This window comes from Frondihabitans sp. GW821-FHT04F02, from assembly GCF_059420045.1.
The window spans coordinates 139,774-162,090 of sequence record NZ_JBWKSZ010000005.1; the positions used below are offsets into that span (position 1 = coordinate 139,774).

At 72.1% G+C, this 22,317-nt stretch carries 11 protein-coding genes, 1 tRNA gene and 1 other RNA gene; 3 read left to right on the forward strand and 10 right to left on the reverse strand.

The genetic code is table 11. The features are described from left to right. Positions 1-33: 33 nt before the first annotated feature. The 3 genes from AC07TY_RS14905 to AC07TY_RS14915 all read right to left on the reverse strand — a co-directional run bounded on the left by AC07TY_RS14905 (position 34) and on the right by AC07TY_RS14915 (position 4,650). Positions 34-1,299, reverse strand: coding sequence for an aspartate kinase (locus AC07TY_RS14905; protein ID WP_123507382.1), 1,266 nt, complete (start codon positions 1,297-1,299; stop codon positions 34-36). Positions 1,300-1,522: 223 nt separating this feature from the next. After that, the gene (recR, locus tag AC07TY_RS14910; protein WP_123507384.1) at positions 1,523-2,122 is read right to left on the reverse strand and encodes a recombination mediator RecR; all 600 of its coding nucleotides are present in this window, start codon (positions 2,120-2,122) and stop codon (positions 1,523-1,525) included. A 2-nt stretch (positions 2,123-2,124) separates the two neighbouring features. Then, positions 2,125-4,650, reverse strand: coding sequence for a DNA polymerase III subunit gamma and tau (locus tag AC07TY_RS14915; RefSeq protein ID WP_494785808.1), 2,526 nt, complete (start codon positions 4,648-4,650; stop codon positions 2,125-2,127). Positions 4,651-4,851: 201 nt separating this feature from the next. Between AC07TY_RS14915 and AC07TY_RS14920 the strand changes: the two genes are divergently transcribed. Then, entirely contained in the window at positions 4,852-5,469 is a 618-nt protein-coding gene (locus AC07TY_RS14920; RefSeq protein ID WP_494785809.1) for a SipW-dependent-type signal peptide-containing protein, read from the forward strand. Positions 5,470-5,599: 130 nt separating this feature from the next. Next, a complete protein-coding gene (locus tag AC07TY_RS14925; protein WP_494785810.1) occupies positions 5,600-6,337 on the forward strand; it encodes a signal peptidase I in 738 nt (245 codons plus the stop codon). A 41-nt stretch (positions 6,338-6,378) separates the two neighbouring features. On the opposite strand, the gene AC07TY_RS14930 is transcribed toward AC07TY_RS14925, so the two are convergent. From AC07TY_RS14930 to ffs, 4 genes are all read right to left on the reverse strand, one after another. Next, the gene (locus tag AC07TY_RS14930; protein WP_488624431.1) at positions 6,379-7,257 is read right to left on the reverse strand and encodes a hypothetical protein; all 879 of its coding nucleotides are present in this window, start codon (positions 7,255-7,257) and stop codon (positions 6,379-6,381) included. Then, a complete protein-coding gene (locus tag AC07TY_RS14935) occupies positions 7,254-7,907 on the reverse strand; it encodes a hypothetical protein (protein WP_494785811.1) in 654 nt (217 codons plus the stop codon). The genes AC07TY_RS14930 and AC07TY_RS14935 overlap by 4 nt, the downstream gene beginning before the upstream one ends. An 82-nt stretch (positions 7,908-7,989) precedes the next feature. Then, positions 7,990-17,004 carry a choice-of-anchor G family protein gene (locus tag AC07TY_RS14940; protein WP_494785812.1) on the reverse strand — a complete coding sequence of 3,005 codons (9,015 nt, stop codon included), beginning with the start codon at positions 17,002-17,004 and terminating at the stop codon, positions 7,990-7,992. A 753-nt stretch (positions 17,005-17,757) separates the two neighbouring features. Continuing rightward, positions 17,758-17,854, reverse strand: an RNA gene (gene ffs / locus AC07TY_RS14945) — signal recognition particle sRNA small type. 54 nt (positions 17,855-17,908) lie between these two features. Between ffs and AC07TY_RS14950 the strand changes: the two genes are divergently transcribed. Next, on the forward strand, positions 17,909-18,586 hold the full coding sequence (locus AC07TY_RS14950) for an NAD(P)H-binding protein (RefSeq protein WP_494785813.1): 678 nt from the start codon (positions 17,909-17,911) through the stop codon (positions 18,584-18,586). Between the two features lie 86 nt (positions 18,587-18,672). Here the strand turns inward: AC07TY_RS14950 and AC07TY_RS14955 are convergent, their stop codons facing one another. The 3 genes from AC07TY_RS14955 to AC07TY_RS14965 form a co-directional block, all read right to left on the reverse strand. After that, positions 18,673-19,866, reverse strand: a complete 1,194-nt coding sequence (locus AC07TY_RS14955; protein ID WP_494785814.1) for an acetate/propionate family kinase — start codon at positions 19,864-19,866, stop codon at positions 18,673-18,675. Between the two features lie 53 nt (positions 19,867-19,919). Further along, entirely contained in the window at positions 19,920-22,010 is a 2,091-nt protein-coding gene (pta, locus tag AC07TY_RS14960) for a phosphate acetyltransferase (RefSeq protein WP_494785815.1), read from the reverse strand. Between the two features lie 141 nt (positions 22,011-22,151). Further along, positions 22,152-22,236: transfer RNA gene (locus AC07TY_RS14965), tRNA-Ser, on the reverse strand. Between the last annotated feature and the right edge of the window lie 81 nt (positions 22,237-22,317).

Sequence of the window (22,317 nt, forward strand, 5' to 3'; positions counted from 1 at the left end):
TCGTGCCTGTGGGGCTTCGTGGGAGGGGCCGCGTCAGCGGCCGGTGCCGCCGTGGACCACGGCGAGGTCTTCGCCGTCGAGGTCGAAGGCCGCGTGGACGACGCGCAGAGCGTCGTTGAGGGTGTCGGCCCGGGTCACGACCGAGATGCGGATCTCGCTGGTCGAGATCATCTCGATGTTGATGCCGGCCTCGTAGAGCGCGGTGAAGAGCTTGGCGCTGACGCCGGCGTTCGTGCGCATGCCGGCGCCGACCAGGGCCAGCTTGCCGATCTGATCGTCGTACAGGAGGCCCGCGAACTGGATGGACTCACGCTCGGACTCGAGGGCCTGGATGACGGTCGCGCCATCCGCCTTCGGCAGAGTGAACGAGATGTCGGTGAGGCTGGTCGCCGCGGCCGACACGTTCTGCACGATCATGTCGATGTTCGCGCCGGTCTTGGCGACCGTGCGGAAGATCTCGGCGGCCTTGCCGGGCTTGTCGGGCACGCCGACGACGGTGATCTTGCCCTCGCTCAGGTCTCCGGCGACACCGGCGATGATCGGCTCTTCCACGTGCTCTCCCTCTTTCGGGTTGACGACCAGTGTTCCCTCGTTGCCATTGAACGAGGAGCGGACGTGCAGGGTGACGCCGTGGCGCCTCGCGTACTCGACCGCGCGGATGTAGAGGACCTTCGAGCCGGCGGCGGCCAGCTCGAGCATCTCCTCGCTCGTGATGCGGTCGAGCTTCTTCGCTCTGGGCACAACGCGCGGATCGGCCGTGAAGATTCCGTCGACGTCGGTGTAGATCTCGCAGACGTCGGCGTCGAGCGCCGCCGCGAGGGCGACGGCCGTGGTGTCGGAGCCGCCGCGGCCGAGCGTCGTGATGTCTCCGGTCGAGCGGTTGAAGCCCTGGAAGCCGGCGACGATGGCGATCGCGCCCTGGTCGAGCGCCTCGCGGACGCGGCCGGGCGTGACGTCGACGATGCGCGCCTTGCCGTGCTGGGCGTCGGTGATCATGCCGGCCTGGCTGCCGGTGTACGAGCGCGCCTCGACGCCCAGGCCGCGGATGGCCATGGCGAGCAGGGCCATGCTGATGCGCTCGCCGGCGGTGAGCAGCATGTCGAGCTCGCGGCCGGCGGGCATCGGCGTGACCTCGTTGGCGAGGTCGAGGAGCTCGTCGGTCGTGTCGCCCATCGCGCTGACGGCGACGACGACCTCGTTGCCGGCCTTGCGCGTCTCGACGATCCGCTTGGCGACCCGCTTGATGCTCTCGGCGTCGGCAACGGACGAACCGCCGAATTTCTGCACGATCAGCGCCACCGGGTCACTCCATTCACAGCGGGCGGTCGATCGCCGCGCTTGACCCACGATTCTATGGGACGTTTCGAGCGGGTTACGGCGGGGGCGCCGCCCGCTGGCGTCCTTACGAGAGGAACGTGTGCGCGCTCATAAGGATTTGCGCCCCGATCTGCGCACCCTGCAAGGAAACAGGGTCTCGCATGCAGGACTGACAAGGACGTCTACTGCAGGAGTCCTTGCGAGATCACTCGCTGACGAGCCGTCGGCCCTCGAACGCGCGCCCGAGCGTCACCTCGTCGGCGTACTCGAGGTCGCCGCCGACCGGGAGGCCCGATGCGAGGCGCGTGACACGCAGCCCGAAGGGCGCGAGCATGCGCGACAGGTAGGTCGCCGTCGCCTCGCCCTCGAGGTTGGGGTCGGTGGCGATGATGACCTCCGTGACGGTGTCGTCGGCGAGGCGCTGCACGAGCTGGCGGATGCGGAGGTCGTCGGGGCCGATGCCGTCGATCGGGCTGATCGCGCCGCCGAGCACGTGGTACAGGCCGCGGAACTCGCGCGTCCGCTCGATCGCCTGCACGTCTTTCGCCTCTTCGACGACGCAGATCGTGGCCGGCGACCGCCGCGGGTCGCGGCAGATCGAGCACGTGGTCTCTTCGGTGACGTTGCCGCAGATCTCGCAGAAGCGCACCTTGGTCTTCACGTCGACGAGCAGCTCGGCGAGCCGCGACGTGTCGAAGTTCTCGGTCTGCAGGATGTGGAACGCGATGCGCTGAGCCGACTTCGGCCCGATGCCGGGAAGCCGGCCGAACTCGTCGATCAGGTCTTGGACGATGCCCTCGTACATGCTCAGCTGCTCCCGTCGGCCGGCGGCCCGCTCTGCGGCGTGACACGCGGCGCGACGGTCTCTTCGTGGATGAACTGCGCGTTCAGGATCTCGCGCACGACGGCCTCGCCGTACCGCGAGTTCTGCGGCACGCCGCGGCTCGGTGCGGGTGAGCGCGGTGCCGACTGGGCCGAGGGCGCCGAGTGGGCGGGCGCCGCGGACCCGGTGGCAGCAGGTCCAGACGGGGCAGCAGCAGATCCCGCCGAGGTCGAGGCGGGGGCCGCGGGGCGGGCGTCGACCGGAGGCTCGACGTCGACCGGCGGGACTCCCCCGGGCGGCTCCGTCGAGATGTGCTCGGGCAGGTCCGGGCCGGGCTCGTCGGGGCCGGGCCCGTCGGGGCCGAGCTCGTCGGGGCCGGGCTCGTCGGCCTCCGGCGGAGCCGACTGCGGGATCGGCGCGACATCCCAGCCGGTGGTGGGCGCCGACGAGGCGGGCGCAGGGCGTGCTGGCGCAGGAACGTGCCCGCCCGCCGCCGGGCTCGACGCTGCCGGCGCCACCGCGACCGTCGGCGTCGGGGTCGGCGCCGCCGCCGGTGCGGCCGGGCCCGCCACGGCCTCCGGAGCCGTCGGGCTCGGCGCCGCGGGCGTCGTCGCCGCCGGTGCCGCCGAACCGCCCTCGTCGGGACGCTCCACCCTTGCGATGTACTTCACCCGCACGCCGAGCACCTGCACGATCGCGCGACGCAGGTGCTCGCTGACGCCCTCGCCGGAGGCTCCGGCGGGGCGCTTGAACTGCTCCACGTCGTTGACGCTGGGGAAGGTGAGCGTGAGGACCTCGTCGGCGAAGTCGCGGACCGTCGCGGTCATGGCGACCATCCAGGCCGAGAGCTTGTCGCGCTCGACGACCTCGAGCACTTCGGGCCAGCTGTCGCGGAGCTGCTGCAGCGTGACGGCGCCGACCGGCGCGGCCGGAGGCGGCGACGACGCGGCCGGAGAAGAAGCGGACGATGGCGTCGACGGTGCGGCCGGCGAGGGAGCTGACGGAGTCGTCGCGGCGGACGACACCGGCTCGTCCGGCGCCGGAGCGGCAGCGGGAGCCTGCGTGGACGGGGCGGCCGGCGCTCCTGGCGCGACAGCGGCCCACGCATCCGCGGCGGCGGCGGGCGACGACGAGGCGGGCGCGGCGGCAGACGCACCGGACGCGGCCGGCGAGGCACCGCGCGCAGCATCGCCCTGCGCGGCACCGCGCGGCGGCATTCCGGACGGAGCGGCACCGCCCGAGGACGCGCCAGCCTGCGCAGCAGCACCCTGCCCCGCACCACCCTGCCTCGCAACGCCGTGATCTGCACCGCCCTGATCTGCACCGCCCTGATCGACGCCGACTCGTCGCTCGAGCCGCTCGACGCGGGCGAGAGCACCACGGCCGGTCTCGTCGCTCTCGGGCACGAGCACGCGGGCGATCATCAGCTCGAGGTGGAGGCGCGGCGACGTCGCGCCGGTCATGTCGGTCAGGGCGCGGTTGACGACGTCGGCCGAGCGCGAGAGCTCGGCGGCGCCGAACGCGTGCGCCTGGCGGCCGAGGTGCTCGAGCTCTTCGGGCGTGATGCCGCGCAGCACCGCGCCGGCGCCCTCGTTGGTCGCCCCGACGACGATGAGGTCGCGGAGCCGCTCGAGGAGGTCTTCGACGAACCGTCGCGGGTCTTGACCCGTCTGGATCACGCGGTCGACGCTGGCGAACGCCGCCGAGCCGTCGTGGGCTCCGAGCGCGTCGACGACGGCGTCGAGCAGCGAGGCGTGCGTGTAGCCGAGCAGGGCGACGGCGCGCTCGTACTCGACGGTCACGCTGCCGGAGGCGTCGCCCTCCGACCCGGCGATGAGCTGGTCGAGCAGCGAGAGGGTGTCGCGCACCGAGCCGCCTCCGGCGCGCACGACGAGCGGCAGGACTCCGGGCGCGGCCTCGACGCCCTCCGTCTCGCAGAGGTGCTGCACGTAGTCGAGCATCTGCGCGGGAGGCACGAGGCGGAAGGGGTAGTGGTGCGTGCGCGATCGGATCGTGCCGATGACCTTGTCGGGCTCGGTCGTCGCGAAGATGAACTTGACGTGCTCCGGCGGCTCTTCGACGATCTTGAGCAGCGCGTTGAAGCCCTGCGGCGTCACCATGTGCGCCTCGTCGAGGATGAAGATCTTGTAGCGGTCGCGGGCCGGGGCGAAGATCGCGCGGTCGCGCAGGTCGCGTGCGTCGTCGACGCCGTTGTGGCTGGCCGCGTCGATCTCGATCACGTCGAGCGAGCCGGAGCCGTCGCGCGACAGCTCGACGCAGCTCGGGCAGACGCCGCACGGGGTGTCGGTCGGGCCCTCCGCGCAGTTGAGGCAGCGCGCCAGGATCCGGGCCGACGTCGTCTTGCCGCAGCCGCGCGGGCCGCTGAACAGGTAGGCGTGGTTGACCCGGTTCGTGCGCAGGGCGGTGCGCAGAGGATCGGTCACCTGAGACTGTCCGATAAGCTCGGCGAAGTTCTCGGGCCGATAACGGCGATACAGAGCGGTGACCACAGAGAAAGAGTAGTCGGAGCCGCCGACACTCGCGGCCGGGGTGGGGCCTTGCCCGCGAGTCCCCCGGACGGGGGCGATCTGACACTGGTCGAACCGGATTGTCTGGAGTACCCTCGAACGCACACGGACCGCCCGGCTCACCACCGGCGGAGGCCCAACCAGCTTCCCTCGCAGTCCTCCGGATCAGGATCAGGAGACTCCATGTCGACCCAGTTGGCGACCCCGCACGCCCCCGCACCTCGTAAGAGGGGCCTCTCCCGCTCGGGCAGGGTCCGAGCGGTCCTCGCCCTCGGGGCCGTGGTCGGCCTCGGCACGGTCGCGACGCTCGCCGCGTGGTCCGACACCGGAGCCGCGACCGGCACGTTCAGCACCGGATCGCTCGACCTCAAGCTCCAGGGCCAGGACGGCACGGTCGCCGTCACGTCGCTCAGCATGGCGAACGCCGTGCCCGGCACGGTCGTCTACGCGAACCTCCCCGTGAGCAACGCCGGCACGGTGCCGTTCACCTATGGCTTCACGGTCGGGTCGACGAACGGCGCCGACGCCATCCCCCTCAACGCGAACCTCAACTGGGGCATCGTGTCGAACGGAACGTCGGCGACCTGCAACGCGACCACCTACACGTCGGCCGCCGGCGTGACCGCGACGAACATCTCGCCGACGACGACCCTGAGCGCCGCCCCGGCCGTCACCGGTCGCCCCCTGGCCGTGGGTGCCGTCGAGAACCTCTGCTTCCGAGTCGAGCTTCCGTCGAGCGCCCCCACCGGCGCCCAGGGCAGGTCGACGGTCGCGACGGTGTCGTTCACTGCCAACCAGTAGTCTTTCGACCTTCTCCAGGTCACTCCGGTCCCGGCCGAGCCGGGACGAGCGGGCGGTGGTTCGACCGGTTCCATTCGGGTGGACCGTGCGACCATCGCCCGCTTCTCTTCCCCACGATCGAGCAGAGCCGATGACATCAGCCCCAGCGACCGCCAGCCGCGGATTCCGCGCGGCCGTGGCGATCCGCGAGGTGATCCTCTGGATCGGCTCCGTGATCGGCGTGCTCTGCCTGCTCGTGGCGGCGGCCGCGCTGCTGTTCGGCGTGACGCCGCTGGTGTTCCGCACCGGCTCGATGTCGCCGCAGATCCCGACGGGGGCCCTCGCGCTGTCGAAGACGGTGCCGGCGGCCGAGCTGCAGCCCGGCGACGTGGTGAGCGTGATCCGCGGCGACGGCGAGCGCGTCACGCACCGCCTGGTGTCGAAGGCCGAGCGCCCGGACGGCGCCTGGTCGCTGGTCATCAAGGGCGACGCGAACGCCGAGGCCGACCCCGATCCGATCGTGACGAGGAGCGCCGACCGCGTCTTCTGGTCGACGCCGGGCCTCGGCTTCGTTCTGTCGGCCGTCTCGAAGCCGCAGGTCGTGTTCCCGGTCGGCGCGCTCTTCGGCATGCTTGCCGTGATCGGCTTCCGCCCGCCGCTCGACAAGCGCCTGCTGCGCGATCCCGACGAGCTCGAGTCCCGCGACGACAAGCTCGAGGGCGCAGGAACTCGCCCCCCGCCACCGGCGTCGCCCTCCGACGCGACTGCTCCCTCGCCGCACCCCCGCCACCTGGCGGAGTCCGACGCCGACCCCGCGCTCACCACCGCCTCCTTCTCCGACGCCTACGACGCCCGCCGGCACGCGAGCGCCGCGCACCACGCCCGCTGAGCACCCGCCGATCCACCCGAGGGGCCGCGAGCGAGGATGCGCTAGGAGCGCGGGGTGCGCCGGCGCGCCAGCATCACGACGGCGCCAATGCCGACGAGCGAGGCGCCGAGCACGCCGGCCCCGGCGATCGTCGTGCCCGTCCAGGCGAGTCTCCGGTCACGGGGGTCGCTCCCGCGCGCGCTCGGGTCGGACCGCTCGGAAGACCCGGCCGCGGACTCGCTGCCATCACGGCCGTCGGAGCCGTCGAGAGCGGTCGAGCCGGAACCCGACGTCGACCCGGAGCCCGAGGCCGATCCTGCCTCTGATCCCGCTCCCGAGCCCGCCCCGGGCGACTGCCCGCCGCCGCCCGCCCCGCCGGCGCCGGATCCCGAGAGCGTGATGCCCGACGCCGTGACCTTCAGGTCGGCGCTCCCGGCCAGACCCATCAGAGAGTCGTCCGTGCGCGCGGCCGGCGTGTCGGCCATCTCGAAGACCAGCTGCACGTGCACGGTCGTGCCCGCCGCCACGCGGCCGAGCACGATGCCGTCGTCGAAGACGGGGTCGCTCAGCGGTGTCGTCGCCAGCACGGTCGTCTTCCGGGCGCAGGAACTCGAGGCGGTCCAGGAATCCCGACACGTCGCCACCGACAGTGCGAGCCCGTCGTCGACCGAGGTGAGGCCTCCGGCGGGCTCGACCCGCAGCTCCAGCCTCGCGTCGCTGCCCGGCGTCGCGTCGAGGCGCCACGTCTCCGCGTACCCGGGGCTGAAGCCGGCGAACTGGGGCTGGAGGCCCCGGTCGGCGCTGACGGCCACCGTCTCGCGCGCGGGAGCGGCCCCCTCGACGAGCGTGACGTCGACGGCGAGGACGACGATGGAGGCGAGGGTGGCCGCCGCCGCCGCGACCGCGACGATGCCCCAGCCTCGCAGACGGTGGCCGGTCACGCCGTGCTCACGGCCTGCAGGGCCCAGGTGGCGGTGGTCTGGGCGGCGGCGGGGAGTTCCTGCGCCCCGGGATCGAGGCCGACCTCGAAGCAGAGCAGGACCGCGTCGCCGGAATCGGCCGCGAGGGAGACCGGGCCGGACGCGGGGACGCTCGCCAGGGTTCCGTCGGCGAGCTGCTGCCCGCTGGCGATGGTCGCGGCCGAGCAGCCGGCGCCCGGGGCGAGGGCGGCGATGCGGACGTGGAGGCGTTTCCAGAGGGCGCTGGAGTCGGGGCCGGCGGCGCGCTCCGGCACAGGAGCCGCGACGGCGACCCGGCCTGCGAGCGAGCCGGCGCGGGTGCGGACCTCGAGCGCGGCGTAGACCGGGGCTCCGGCCTCGAGCACCTCGCCGGTGAACGGCAGGGCGGTGAGCGGGTCGGCCGCTCCGCCGCCCGTCCACTCCCCCGTGGTGCCATCGGTCGCCACCGCTCGCTGCTCGAAGCCGAACGAGGTCGAGACCAGGTCGCCGCCGTCGGGGCCCCGGGGGCCCAGGGAGAGGGAGTCGGTCCACTCGGCCGAGGTCGCGACGGTCCAGGATGCCAGGGCGGCGACGCCGGCCGCGAGCACGGCGAGGCGCACTCGCCCCGTCGGTCGTGCCGTCGTCGCCGTCATGGAGTCGCCGATCTCGCTCAGTCGATTGAGAGGAGAAGGGAGGCGACCCTCTCACACCCGAAGGAGAGGGTCGCCTCCGGCGCTAGCGTTTCCTCGCCCTGATCCTGCTCAGTCCGCGGGATGCACCCAACATCCCGAGACCCAGCGCGAGGATGCCTGCGCCCACGGCCGCCCAGGGAAGGACGACCGAGCCTGTGTAGGCCAGTCCGCGTTCGACCAGGGAGGTCGGGGCGGAGCTGGTCGTGCCGCCGTTGCCGGCGGGAGCGATGGTGCCGGAGCCGGTTCCCGAGCCGGTACCGCTGCCGCTGCCCGGGCCCCCGCCGGAGCCAGTGCCGCCGCCGGTGCCGCCGCCGTTCGTGCTTCCCCCGCTGCCGGCGGCCGGATCGCGCATCACGGTGAACGTGGTGGAGACCGGGTCGGACGTCATGCCCATGATCGACTGCGTCACGGTGTAGGTGTGCGCACCCGGTGCTACTCCCGCGAACGCGACGCTCCAGTTGCCGTCGGCATCGGCCACGACCGTCTTGGTGTCGCCGTTGTCGAGCATCACCGTCACCGACGCCCCCGGCTCGGCCGTCCCCATGATCGGGACGGTCGCCGTGCCGTCGCTGCCGGCCATGTAGGTCGAGCCCGGCGCCGGCGAGTTCACCTTCAGCGGGTCGAGCGCCATCAGGGTGAACGACTGCTGGGGAGCACTGGTCGACACGCCGGCCACCGTCTGCGAGGCGATGAAGGTGTGGTCGCCGTCGAGCACCAGCGGGAAGGTCACGCTCCATGTGCCGTCCGCGAGGACGGTCGTGGTCAGGATCGTGCCGTTGTCGAGATCGACCGTCACCAGCGCACCCGGGGTGCCGATTCCGCTGATCGGCACGACGTGGTGTCCGTCCCGGTCGAAGTCGGGGATCAGGGCGTTGTCTGACGGCTTCAGCACCGTGATGCCGCCGGTCGTCGTGACCGGGACGACCGTGAATGCCACGGACACGGGTGCCGAGGTGGCCACTCCGACCGTCTCGGTCGCCGTCACGGTGTGGCTGCCGGTCGCAAGCCCCGTCAGCGAGACCGACCAGGCGCCGTCGGCGTCGGCGGTGACCGTCTGCGCGGTGCCTCCGTCGAGGCGGACCCTCACGGTGGCGCCCGGCTCTGCGGTGCCCGTGACCGTCGTGGCCCCCGTGCCGCCGAGGCCGGCGGGCACGTTCTGCCCGGCCGTCGGGGCGGTGATCGCGATCGGGGCCGCCTTCGTGCCGGTCACCGTCACCGCGGTGGAGCCGGTGACGACGCTGCCGGTCTTCTGGGTGACCTGGATGGTCGCCTGCCCGTCGGGCACGGCTGTGACCGTGACCGACCAGGTGCCGTCTGCGCCGACCGTCGTCGTGCGGGTGAGGCCGTCGCCCAGGTCGACCGTGATGGTCGATCGAGGCTCGCCCGTGCCCGTCACCGGGACGTCGAAGAAGCCGTCGCCGTCGTCGTCGCGGACGATCTGTCCTGCGGACGGGCTCGTGATCGTCGGAGCGGCGACCGGGTTCGCCTTCTCGACGACGGTGAAGGTGACCTTGGCGGGATCGCCGGCGACGCCGCCGACCGTCTGGGTCGCGGTGACGCTGCGGCTGCCGGGGTCGACCGCCGTGAACGTCGTGGTCCAGGTGCCCTGGGCCGTGACGGTCGCCGTCTGCGGGTCGACGCCGTTCAGCACGACCTTGACCTTCGCGCCGGGCTCGCCCGTGCCGGTCACCACGACGTTCGTCGCGGAGCCCGTCTGGACCTGGATCTGCTGGCCCGTCTGCGGAGCGGTGATCGCCACGGAGTTCGCCACGCGGATCGTCACCTCGGCGGTGACCGCGTCGGTGGGGCCGTCGGCGAGTTCCTGCGTCACCGAGATCTCATGGTCTCCTGCGGCGACGGTCGGGAACGTCACGGCCCACGTCCCGTCGGTGCCGGCAGTCACGACCTTCGGCGTGCCGCCGTCGAGCGAGACCGAGACCTGCTCGCCGGCCTGGGCCGTGCCCGTGACTGGCAGCGAGCCGCCCGCCGTGGGCTGCGTGACAGTGGTGCCGTCGGCCGGGGTCGCGATCCTCACCGGGTCGGCGACGTCGACCGAGACCTTCGAGGTCACTGCCGGGAGGATCGCGCCGTCGCTGGTCTCGACGACCGAGACGGTGTGGTCGCCGACGGGGACGCCGTCGACCGTGGCGCTCCATTTGCCGTTCGAGCCGATCGTCGCGGTGGCGGTGAGGCCGCCGCCGAGGTCGATCGCGATCGAGGCGCCCGGCTCGCCGGTGCCGGAGACCAGGAGGTCGGTGGTCGCGCCGTCGTCCGAGACGAAGACCCTGGAGCCGTCGGCGGGGGCCGTGATGACAGCCGGAGCGACCGTGTCGGCCGTCACCGTGGCGCTGTCGGAGCTCGTCACCGTGCCGTTCGCGCTCTGAGTGACCACGATCGTGATCGGACCGACCGGGACGCCGGTGACCGTGACGGTCCAGGTGCCGCCGTCGCCGACGGTCGTGGTCGCCGTGTGGCCGTCGCCGAGGTCGACCGTGATGGTCGATCCGGGCTGGCCGGTTCCGGAGACCGGCACGTCGACCGTGCCGTCGCCGTCGGCGTCGGGCAGCACGTCACCCGCGGTGGGCGAGGTGATCTCGACGGGGGCCGCCGGGTTCAGGCTCGTGACCACCGAGAACGTGACGTCTCTCGGCGCCTGCGCGGTGCCGGCGACCGTCTGGACGGCTTCGATCTCGTGAGTCGCGGGCAGCGTGCCGACGCCGGGGAACGACACCGACCAGGTCCCGTTCGCAGCGACCGTGGTGGTCTTCGGCTGGAGGCGGTCGAGGGTGGCGGTCACCGAGGCTCCGGGCAGGCCTGTTCCCGAGACCGGCACCGTGGTGGTCTCGGTGCCCAGGGGAAGCTGGAACTGCTGTCCCGCCTGCGGGGTGGAGATGGTCAGGGCCTGTGCGACGCCGACCGAGAACGCCACCACGACCGGCGTCGTGGGCCCGTTGTCGAGCACCTCCACGACGCTGACGCTGTGGTCGTCCACGCCGACGCCGGTGAAGGTCGTCGACCAGGCGCCGTCGCCGTCGCTCGTGACGACCGCGGGGGTGCCGCCGTCGAGCGAGACCCGCACGGCCGTGTTCGGCTCGGCGGTGCCGGAGACCGGGACGCTCGTCGTGCTGCCGGCGGTCGCGACGGGGATGATCGCGCCGGAGGCCGGAGCGCTGACGACCACGCGGTCGGCCACGCTGACGACGAGGTCGCGCGTCACCGGATCGGCGTCGAAGCCGCCGATGGTCTGCACGACCGAGATCGTGTGGTCGCCGACCGGGACGTCCTGCACGGTGACCGACCATTTTCCGTCGTCGCCCGCCGTGGTGGTCGCGGTGAGGCCGCCGCCGAGGTCGACGGTGATGTCGGCTCCCGGCTCGGCGACACCCGAGACCGGCACGTCGACGGTCTCGCCGATGGTGGCGACCTGGAGGTCTGTGCCGGCGACCGGAGTCGTGATCGTGACCGCGTCCGCCGTGCCGACGGTGATCTTCACCGTGGCGGGCTCGACCGACGTGGTCCCGTCGATCGTCTGGGTGACCGAGATCCTGTGCGGACCGGTCGGCACGTCGCGGAGGGTCAGCGTGTAGGTGCCGTCGCCCTTGGCGGTCGTGGTCGCGGCGATGCCGTCGGCGAGCTCGGCCGTGACCGTGGCTTCGGCCTCGGCCGTGCCGGTGACCTTCACGTCGGTCGTCGCCGAGTCGCTGGCGACGACGTACGCGTCGCCGTCGTCGGGCGTGGTGATCGTGACGAGGTCGCCCGCCTCGACGGTGACGTCACTCGTCACGGCCGCCGACGTCGTGCCGTTCACGGTCTGGGTCGCCGCGATGGTGTGCGGGTCGACGTCGACCGCGACGCCGGTGAAGCTCGTCGACCAGTTGCCCGAGTTGTCGGCCGTGACCGTCTTCGGCGTGCCGCCGTCGAGCGTCACGCGGACGCTGGCCCCGGCCTGGGCCGTGCCGGTCACGGGGATCGTCGCCGTCGCCACGGCATCCGCCACGGTCACGGTCGAGCCGTCGGCCGGCGTCGTGATGGCGACGGGGTCGCCCGCTGTGATCTTCACAGTCGCAGTGACTGCCGCCGAGACGGTGTCGCCGATGGTCTGAGTGACCGAGATGGTCGCGGTGCCCGTCCCGACGTCCGGGATGGTCGTCGACCAGGCCCCGGTGCCGCTGGCGGTGACCTCGCGTGTCGTCGTGCCGATGGTCACGTCGACCGTCGCGTTCGGGGACGCCGTCCCGGCGACCGGGACGCTCGTGGTCGAGTCGTCGTCGGCGACCGTGATGGTCGTGCCGGCGGCCGGCGTCGTGATGGCCACCGTCGGGGCGGCTGCGACCTGGAAGGTCGAGGTGATCGGCGTCGACGTGGTGCCGTTGACCGTCTGAGCGGCGGCCACGGTGTAGGTGCCGGTCCCGAGCTGGCCGAGGTCGGCCGTCCAGGTGCCGCCGGCGGTCGCCGTCGTGTCGACGCTCGTCGAGCCGACCGTGACGGTCACGGGGGCGTTCGGCGCCGCGGTTCCGGTCGCGGTGACGTCGGTCGTCGAACCCGCTCCGGCGACCAGGATGGTCGAGCCGGACTCCGGGGCCACGACGGTGACGGCCGGGGCGGCCTTCACCGTGATCGTCCGGCTGATCGGGCCGGCGGTCGTCGAGCCGACGGTCTCGACCGACACGAAGGTCTGGTCACCGGTGCCGACTCCCGGGAAGGAGGTCGACCAGGTGCCGTTCATGCCGACCGTGACGGTCTTGGCGACGCCGGCGTGAGTGACTGCCACGGACGCGCCGACCTGGCCGGCGCCTGAGACCGGCACGGTGACCGTGCTGGCATCGTCGGCGACCGGGACGATGGAGCCGTCGAGGGGGGCAGCCACCGTGAAGGGGGTTCCGGCCGAGACCGTGAAGTCGGTCGTGGCCGGCAGCGTCGACGTGGTGCCGCCGACGGTCTGGGTGACGCTCACCGGGTAGTCGCCGATGCCCAGGCCCGATCCGGTCCCGTTCGCCGTGCCGTCGAGCACGAGCGACCAGCGGCCGGCAGCCGAGGCGGTGACGTCGACGGTGCGGCCGTCGGCCGTGACGTGGACCACGGCATTCGCCTGCGCGGAGCCGGTGACGGTCACGGGGACCGTCTGCCCGGCGGCTGCCACCGTGTAGTCGGTGCCGGCGGCGGGCGAGGTGATCGTGACGGGGTCGCCCACCGCGATCGTGAAGCTCGTGCTGATGGCGGGGGACGACACGGCCCCGACGGTCTGGCTCGCCCCGACGGTGTAGGTGCGCGGCGTCAGGTTCGGGAACGAGACGCTCCACGTGCCGGAGCTGCTCGCCGTGGTCGACAGCGACTGGCCCGAGTCGAGGGTGACAGTGACGGCGGCCCCGTCATCGGCGACACCGGAGACGACGGTCGACGGCCGGGTCGAGCCGGCATCGGCCACGGCGAAGACCGTGCCGCTCGCCGGCGTCTGGATGACGATGCCGTCGCCCTCGATGACCGAGAACGCCTGTGACGCGGACGCGGCACTCGAGCCGTTGATCGTCTGGGTGGCCGACAGCGAGTAGTCGCCGACCGCGACGTTCGGGATCGAGACCGTCCAGGCCCCCGAGGCGGAGGCCGTCGTCGCCGCGTTCAGCCCGGCTCCGAAGCCGGCCACCACTCGGGCGCCGGCCTGGGCGGTCCCGGAGACCACGACAGTGGTCGTGCCGTCGGCGCCGAAGACGGTGACGCTGTCGCCCGGGTTCGGCGCCGTGATGGCCACCGGGTCGCCGATCGCGACGGTCAGGGTCTGCGTGACGGCGGGCGACGTCGTGCCGCCCACGGTCTCGGCGACGCTGATGGTGTGCGTGCCGATGGCGACGCCCGAGAAGGCGTTCGTCCAGACGCCGGAGGCGCTGGCCGTGACCGTCGCGGTCTGGCCGCCGAGGTCGATCGTCACGCTGGCGTTCGGCTGGGCCGTGCCGCTGACCCTGACGTTCGCGCTGGTGCCGGCGCCGGCGACCAGGACCGTCGCCCCGGGAGCCGGAGCGGTGATGACGACGGGTGCGCCGGCGACGATCGAGTACGGGCGGGTGACCGGCACGGAGCTCGTTCCGTTCACCGTCTGCGCGGCCGTGATGGCGTAGTCGCCGACTCCGACGCCGGTGAACGTGGTCGTCCACGCGCCGGAGCCGTTCGCGGTGACCGTCGCGGTGTGCGTCGCGTCCAGGACGACGGCCACTGAGGCGCTGGGCTGGGCGGTGCCCGAGACCGTGACGCTGCGGGTCGACGTCGAATCGGCCACCGTCGAGACGGTGCCGGCAGCCGGGGCCGTGATGACGACATCGGCTCCGGCGACGACCGAGAAGGCGCGGGTGACGGCGGGTGAGGTCGCCCCGGCGACGGTCTGCGTCGCGCTGGCCGTGTAGTCGCCGACCGGGACGGCCGGGAAGGTCGTGCTCCACGCGCCGTTCGAGCCGGCGGTGACGGTCGCCGTGACGCCGGTCATGAGCTGCACGGTGACGGAGGCATTCGGCTGCGCCGTGCCGGAGACGGTGACCGGAGTGGTCGAGTTCGGGCCCGCGACCGAGATCTGCGCTCCCGCGGCAGGTGCCTGGATGACGACCGGCGACGCCGCGACGACAGTGATGTCGCGTGTGATGGCAGCGGACTGGGTGCCGGCCACGGTCTGGCGGACGCCGACCGTGTACGGCCCCGTGCCGACGCCCGAGATCGGGATGCTGTACGTGCCGTCGGCGGCCGCGGTGTCCGTGCCGGTGAGGCCCGAGCCGAGCGACGCGGTCACAGTCGCCCCGGGCTGCGCGGTACCGGTGACGGTGACGGTGGTCGTCGACGTGACGCTCGGGACGACGATCCGGGTGCCGTCAGCGGGTGTCGCGACGGTGAGCGGGGCGCCCGCGGCGACCGAGAAGGAGCGGGTGACGGCTGCGGACGTCGTGCCGCCGATGGTCTGCGTGGCCGAGGCCGTGTACGGACCGACCGCGAGCGAGGGAATCGTCGCCGACCAGGTGCCGTCGGCCTGTGCCGTGGTGGTGCCGGTGATGCCCGAGCCGAGGTCGAGGGCGATAGCGGCACCCGGCGTCGAGGTGCCGGTGATGGTGACGGGCGTCGTGGCCGAGTTCGAGACGACGGTGAAGGTACGGCCGGCGGTCGGGCTCGTGATGGTCAGCGGAGCCTGGGCCACGACGGTGAAGGCGCGGGTGACCGGGCTGCCGGCGACGCCGCCGAAGGTCTGCGTGACGCTGGCGGTGACGGAGCCCACCCCCACGCCCGGGATCGTGGACGACCAGGTGCCGTCGGCTGCGACCGTGGCGGTGCCGGTGCGGCCGCCGCCGAGGTCGACTGCCACGCCGGCGCCGGGCTCGCCGGTGCCGCTGACGGTGATGGATCGGGTGGCGGTCGGGGTGGCGACGGTGAACTGCTGGCCGACCGTCGGCGCCGTGATGGCGACGGGTGCGATCGGCGTCGCGTTGACGGTCGAGGTGGCGAGGTTGACGGTCGCCGCGTTGAGGGCCGGCAGCACCGTCAGTCGGAGGGCGGAGACCGACTGGGAGCCCGCGTCGTCGCCGCGGGAGTCCCGGAATCCCGTCGTGGAGTCCTGCGCGTTCACGGTGATCGTCACCAGCTGGTTCAGGATGCCGGTGAGCGGCGCGAGGGTCGTGTTCACGAGACCGGTCGTGGCGGCGAGAGTGGAGGTGATCGTGCCGACGGTCGGGGCGACGAGACCGCGCAGCAGGGGCGCGACTGTTCCGTCCACGAGCGGCTGGAGCAGCGGGTTGAGCACGGCGCTCGAGATGTTCAGCCCCAGGGCGCCGATCGCGGTCGCGCTGGCTGTCACCGTGAGGGGAGCGCGACCGGTCGTCTTGAGGAGGTTCGCGAGCGACGTCGTCATGTTCACGGTGAGGTTGGAGACGTTGCCGCCGAGCAGGCTGATCTTCGCGGTCAGGGTCGCGTTCAGCGTCGCGTTGCCGATCGCGGTCACGACGGCCGTGTTCAGCGCGGTCGGGATCTGCGTGACGAGGATGTCCTGGATCGCGGCGGTGACGATGCTCTGGAGGGCCGGCGTCGACAGCAGCTTCGTGTTCGGATCCTGGCCGTTCAGCGCCTGCAGCGTGTTCAGGTCGATGACGATCTGGCCCGTCGACGGGTTGATCGTCACCGGGCCCGACGTGTAGGTCTGCGCGAGAACCGGCGCCGTGACACCGGCGAGGTTGAGGCCGGTGATGTTCGCGGTGAGGGCCGTGCCGTTCAGGCTGAGCACGCCGAGGCCGAGCGTGTTGAGGGCCGACGTCAGGCCTCCCGAGGTGCCCGACACCACCGAGTTGAGCGCGGCCGGATCGGCGACCGCGTTGTTCAGGCTCGAGCCGACGCCGTTGACCGTCGTCTGCAGCGAGGTGTTGAGACCCGCCACCGCAGGGCTCGTGAGCTGGAACTTGGCGCCGGCGATTCCGTAGCCGGTCGTCGCCGCGCCCGTGGTCCGCTGCGCCTGGATGCGCGAGGCGAGGGCGCCGAGGTCGAGCTCGGCGCTGGACGCGACGGCCGAGGCCGCGCCGACGCGGCTCAGGAGCGGCGTGAGGTTGAGGGTCGACGGGGTGCCCGGAGTTCCTGCGCCCACTGCGATCGTGCCGTCGGAGCCGACGAGACCGGCCGCCGCCGTCGAGGTGGTCGCCGTCGTGGCGGCGTACTGGCCGGCCACGCCGAGCTGGAGGATCCCGTTCGCGCCGAGCAGCTGCACGCCGTTGCCGAGGTTCACGCCCAGCGCGTTGACGGCGGTGAGGTCGAGGGGGTTCGCGACGGTGCCGGCCGACGTCGTCGCACTCGTCGACGAGTAGGCGCCCTTCAGCTGGGCGATGGTGTCGAGGTTGACGATCCCGGACCCTGAGAGCAGCACGCCCTCGGCCTCGGAGACGTCGCCGGTCGCGGCCTGCGCGGGCACGACGGCCGACGCGGCGATGACCACGCCGACGATGGTCGCGGCCGCGGCCTTGACGAGAGCGCCCCTGGTGAAGTGGCGAGAGGTCGTGCGCGGGAGGCGGCCGAGGAGGGTGCGGCCGGGGGTCCTCTGGGAGTCCATGAGGTGTCTCTTCCTGACGGTGGGTGCCGTCACTGATCCGGAAACCCTCCGATGGTGGGGCGGAGGGGTGGTGCCGATGGTGCCGTGGAGCGGGTGGAGCCCGTGGTGCCTGCGGGTGCTTCGGCTCGTGGTGAGAGGGCCGGCGGTGCTGGTGAGGCTGCAGGTGGTGCTGGTGAGGCTGGTGCTCGCGTCGTTGCGAGGGCGGGATGCGCGGTGGTGGGGCGCGCATCCCACCGGAGGTGGAGCGGGGCCGTGCTGGTCGACGCCTGATCGTCGATCGGTGGTGCACGACCTCTAGGGTCTGTGCGGCCTGCTTCGAGCGGCGCCACGGTGAAGCACGACCGAAGTCGTGGAGAGCCTGATCCTGGTGTGCGACGTCACGGTCGCGTCCTTCCGTGAGGGATGGAGTGCCGATGCCCTGGTGAGGGGCGACGGTGTTTCTGCGGCCATCATAAGCAGGTTGCGACGAACCGAACCGACTGGACGGTCTGGTTCGACCCCCCCAGTTCGAGGGTATTCGACAGATGGAGGACAAAGGTGTCCTCCAGAGTGCGGACACGCCGCTGCGCCGTCGCGCCGCACCCGCCAGCGCGCGAGGTGGCCCGCGTCGTCGCCTCGCCCCGCCCGGACCGACGGCGATGGCCACGTCGCCGTCGCCGAGCCGCGGTACGCCCCCGCCACGTCAGGATGCGAAGCATCCTGACCAACGAGCACTGTCTGCCGGGCGCGCCGAGGTTGTCTCCGCCAGCAAAAACAAAAGACCCCCCACGCACCCGCCAGAGCCCGGTTACCCTTGCTGCATTTCTGCCCTGGGGGAGTTGGCCTGGATGGCGCCACGTGGGGAGCCGTCGACCACTTTACCTGCTGTGACGCGTCTTGCAGGACACCCGGGTTGGATGGACCCATGAGAATCGTCATCGCCGGTGGTCACGGCAAGATCGCCCTTCTACTCGAACGCCTCCTGTCCGACGCCGGTCACGACCCGGTCGGGATCGTCCGCAACCCCGACCACGTCGCCGAGCTCGAGTCCGCCGGAGCCCGCTCCATCGTGCTCGACCTCGAGAGCGCCGACGTCGACACGCTCGCCGGCCACCTCGACGGCGCCGACGCCGTGGTCTTCGCGGCGGGTGGCGGCGGAGCCAGCGGCGCCGAGCGCAAGCTGACGATCGACCGCGACGGCGCGATCCTGCTCGCTGATGCGGCCGAGCGGGCCGGCGTCTCGAGGTACGTGCTGGTGTCGGCCATCCACACCGACGACTTCGACGCCGAGCGCGCGAAGCTCCCCGCGGCCGACGACGACGTGTTCCAGGTCTACCTGCGCGCGAAGAGCGAGGCCGACGCTAACGTCCGTGCCCGGGACGGCCTCGACTGGACGATCGTGCGCCCCGGTACCCTCACCGACGATTCCCCCACCGGAGCCGTCGCGGTCGGCGCTCGCCTCGAGAACGCCTCGATCCCCCGCGCCGACGTGGCCGCTGTGGTCGCGACGGCCATCATCGAGGGCACGGCCGTCAAGACGCAGTTCGAGTTGACGAGTGGCGAGCTCGACATCAGCGATGCCCTGGCGGCCATCAAGTACTGAGTCCCTGTGGCACGACGGCCGCCGCGCCGGCCCGGCTGAGTCCTTTCGGCGCGGCGGCGGGGTGCGACCCGGCGACGGCGGGCCGCTCACACGATGGCGGCGGCCTGACGCGCGATCTCGAGCTCTTCATCGGTGGGGACGACGAGCACGGCGACCGGCGCGCCCTCCTTCGAGATGAAGCGGGCCTCGCGCGAGCCGAGCTCGTTGCGATCGTCGTCGATGGTGATCCCCAGGAAGTCGAGGCCCAGCAGCGTGCGGCGCCGCAGCAGGGCGTTGTTCTCGCCGACCCCGGCCGTGAAGACGACCGCATCGAGCCCGCCGAGCTGGGCGATGTAGGCGCCGACGTAGTGGCGGATCCGGTGCCGGTACACCGCGAGCGCCGCCTCGGCCGTCTCGTCTCCGCGCGAGGCCGCGTCTTGCACGTCGCGCATGTCGCCGTTGCCGGTGAGCCCGAGCAGGCCGCTACGCTTGTTGAGCATCGTCTCGAGCTCCTCGAACGACAGTCCCTCCTCGCGGTGCAGGTGGAACACCACGGCCGGATCGACGTCGCCCGAGCGCGTGCCCATCACGAGGCCCTCCAGAGGCGTGAGTCCCATCGACGTCTCGATGCTGCGTCCGCGGTCGATCGCCGTCGCCGAGGCGCCGTTGCCGATGTGCAGCACGATCATCTTCAACTCGCCGAGCGGGCGGCGCAGGAACTTCGCAGCCTCCTCCGACACGTACTTGTGGCTGGTGCCGTGGAACCCGTACCGCCTCACCGCGTGCTTCTTCGCCAGCGCGTCGTCGATGGCGTACGTGTAGGCCGCCGGGGCCAGCGTCTGGTGGAACGCCGTGTCGAAGACGGCGACCTGAGGCGAGTCGGGGAAGGCCTTGCGCGCAGCCCGGATGCCCTGCAGGTTGGCGGGGTTGTGGAGGGGCGCCAGCGCCGAGAGCCGGTCGATCGCCTTCTCGACCTCGGGCGTGACGACCGTGGCGGTCGCGAACTCCGAGCCGCCGTGAACGACGCGGTGTCCGACGGCGATCAGCGGGTGCTCGTCGAACGAGGGGCCGTGCTGCTCGAAGGCGCGGAGCATCGCCGCGAAGCCGGCCGCGTGGTCGGGGATCGGCGTCGAGTCGTTCGACGTCTCATCGCCGGTCAGCACGTTCTTGTGCGTGGTGGCGCCGACCTCCTCGCCGATGCGCTCGACGAGCCCGGAGGCGAGGGTGCGCTCCCCGTCGAGCTCGATCAGCTGGTACTTGAACGACGACGAACCGGAGTTGACGACGAGGACTGCGCTCACGTGGGGTGCTTTCTGTTGAAGAGAGAGGGTGCAGGAACGGAGGCTGCCGCGGCCTACGCCTCGGTCCCGGCCTGGATCGCGGTGATGGCGACCGTGTTCACGATGTCGCTGACCAGGGCGCCGCGCGAGAGGTCGTTGATCGGCTTGTTGAGCCCCTGCAGGATCGGCCCGATGGCGACGGCGCCGGCGCTGCGCTGGACGGCCTTGTAGGTGTTGTTGCCGGTGTTCAGGTCGGGGAAGATGAACACCGTCGCGCGGCCGGCGACCGCCGAGTCGGGCATCTTCGTCGCGGCGACGGTCGGGTCGGCCGCGGCGTCGTACTGGATCGGCCCCTCGACGAGCAGGTCGGGGCGGCGCTCGCGGACCAGCTCGGTCGCTAAGCGCACCTTCTCGACGTCGGCGCCGGAGCCCGAGGTGCCGGTGGAGTAGCTCAGCATGGCGATCCGCGGCTCGATGCCGAACTGCACGGCCGTCTCGGCCGACGAGATCGCGATGTCGGCGAGCTGCTCGGAGGTCGGGTCGGGGATGACGGCGCAGTCGCCGTAGACGAGCACGCGGTCGGCGAGCGCCATCAGGAAGACGCTCGACACGACGTTGACGCCCGGCTTGGTCTTGATGACCTCGAACGACGGGCGGATCGTGTGCGCGGTGGTGTGCTTCGCGCCCGAGACCATTCCGTCGGCGAGGCCCATCTTGACCATCATCGTGCCGAAGTACGAGACGTCGGTGACGGTGTCCATCGCCATGTCCATGGTCGTGCCCTTGTGGGCGCGGAGCGCGGCGTACTCGGTGGCGAACCGCGTCTGGAGCTTCGGATCGAAGGGGTCGAGCACGGTCGCGTCGGCGAGGTCCAGGCCCAGCTCGGCTCCCCGGGAGCGAACGCTGGACTCGTTGCCGAGCAGGGTCAGCCGGGCGACGCCGCGCTGCAGGAGCGACGAGGCCGCCTTGAGGATCCGGTCGTCGTCGCCCTCGGGAAGCACGATGTGCTTCTTGCTGCTGCGGGCGCGGTCGAGCAGCTGGTACTCGAACATGAGGGGCGTGACGACCTGCGAGGGCCCGACCTGCAGCAGGCGGAGCAGCTCGGCCCCGTCGACGCCGTTCTCGAACAGCGACAGGGCGAGGTCGTACTTACGCGGCGACTCGGCGGCCAGCCGGCCGCGGGTCTGCGTGATGCGGAGGGCGGTGTCGTATGTGCCGAGCTCCGACCACAGGATGGGCAGCGGGCTGTTGAGGCCGCCGATGAGGCGGACGACCTGGGGCGCGAGGTCGAAGCCGCCGTTGAGGACGATGCCGGAGAGCGACGGGAAGGTGTCGGACGCATGGGCGAGCACGGTCGCCACCAGCACGTCGGACCGGTCGCCGGGGACGACCACGACGGCACCCTCCGTCAGGCGGGGCAGGACGTTCTCCATCGACATGGCGGCGACGACGACTCCGACGGCCTCGCGGTCGAGCAGGGCGTCGTCGCCCTGGAGCAGGCGGGCCCGAGTCGCGGACATGACTGCGCGGAGCGTGGGGCTGACGAGGACGCGGTCCTCGGGGAGCGCCCACACGGGCACGGCCCCCTCGATCGCCTCGGTGATGCCGGACGTGACCTCGTCGATCAGGTCGGGCTCGACGCGGTTCGCCACGATCGCGAGCAGGCCGGCGTGCTCGGAGCGGAGCTCGAGGGTCGTGAGCTCGGCCACCTGGCGCATGTCGGCGCCGGTGCGCGGGCGGTCGCCGTCGGCGGTCCGGCCGCCGAGCACGAGCAGCACGGGGGCGCCGAGGTTGGCGGCGATGCGGGCGTTGAACGAGAGCTCGGTCGGGCTCCCGACGTCGGTGAAGTCGGAGCCGACGATGACGACGGCGTCGCACTGGCGCTCGACGGCGGCGAAGCGGCCGACGATGGTGGCGAGGGCGGCGTCGGGGTCGGCGTGCACGTCGTCGTAGGTGACGCCGATGCAGTCCTCGTAGGGGAGGTCGACGCTGTCGTGGGCCAGAAGCAGCTCGAGCACGTAGTCGGGCTCGCTGGTGGAGCGCGCGACGGGGCGGAAGACGCCCACGCGTCCGAGCTCGTGGCTCAGCGTGTCGAGAACGCCGAGCGCGACGGTGGACTTGCCGGTGTGGCCTTCAGCAGACGTGATGTAGATGCGTGTCGACACGATCCAACCCTAGAGGCGTCGCCTCCGAACCCGCCGTGTCGAGCGCTGCGGGCTCGCCGCGGAGCGAGAGCGACCCGGCGAGCACGCGAGAAACGGGAGAGCCCGGCCCCGAAGGACCGGGCACGATCAACCCAAATGGAGCGGAGAATGGGGGATTCGAACCCCCGAGGGCGTAAACCCAACACGCTTTCCAAGCGTGCGCCATAGGCCACTAGGCGAATTCTCCAGTGATCGGAACCATGAGGTGCCGTTCGACCTAGAGAACTCTACCGGGTTCGGGGACGGGTGACGAACCGTCCCCGTCGCC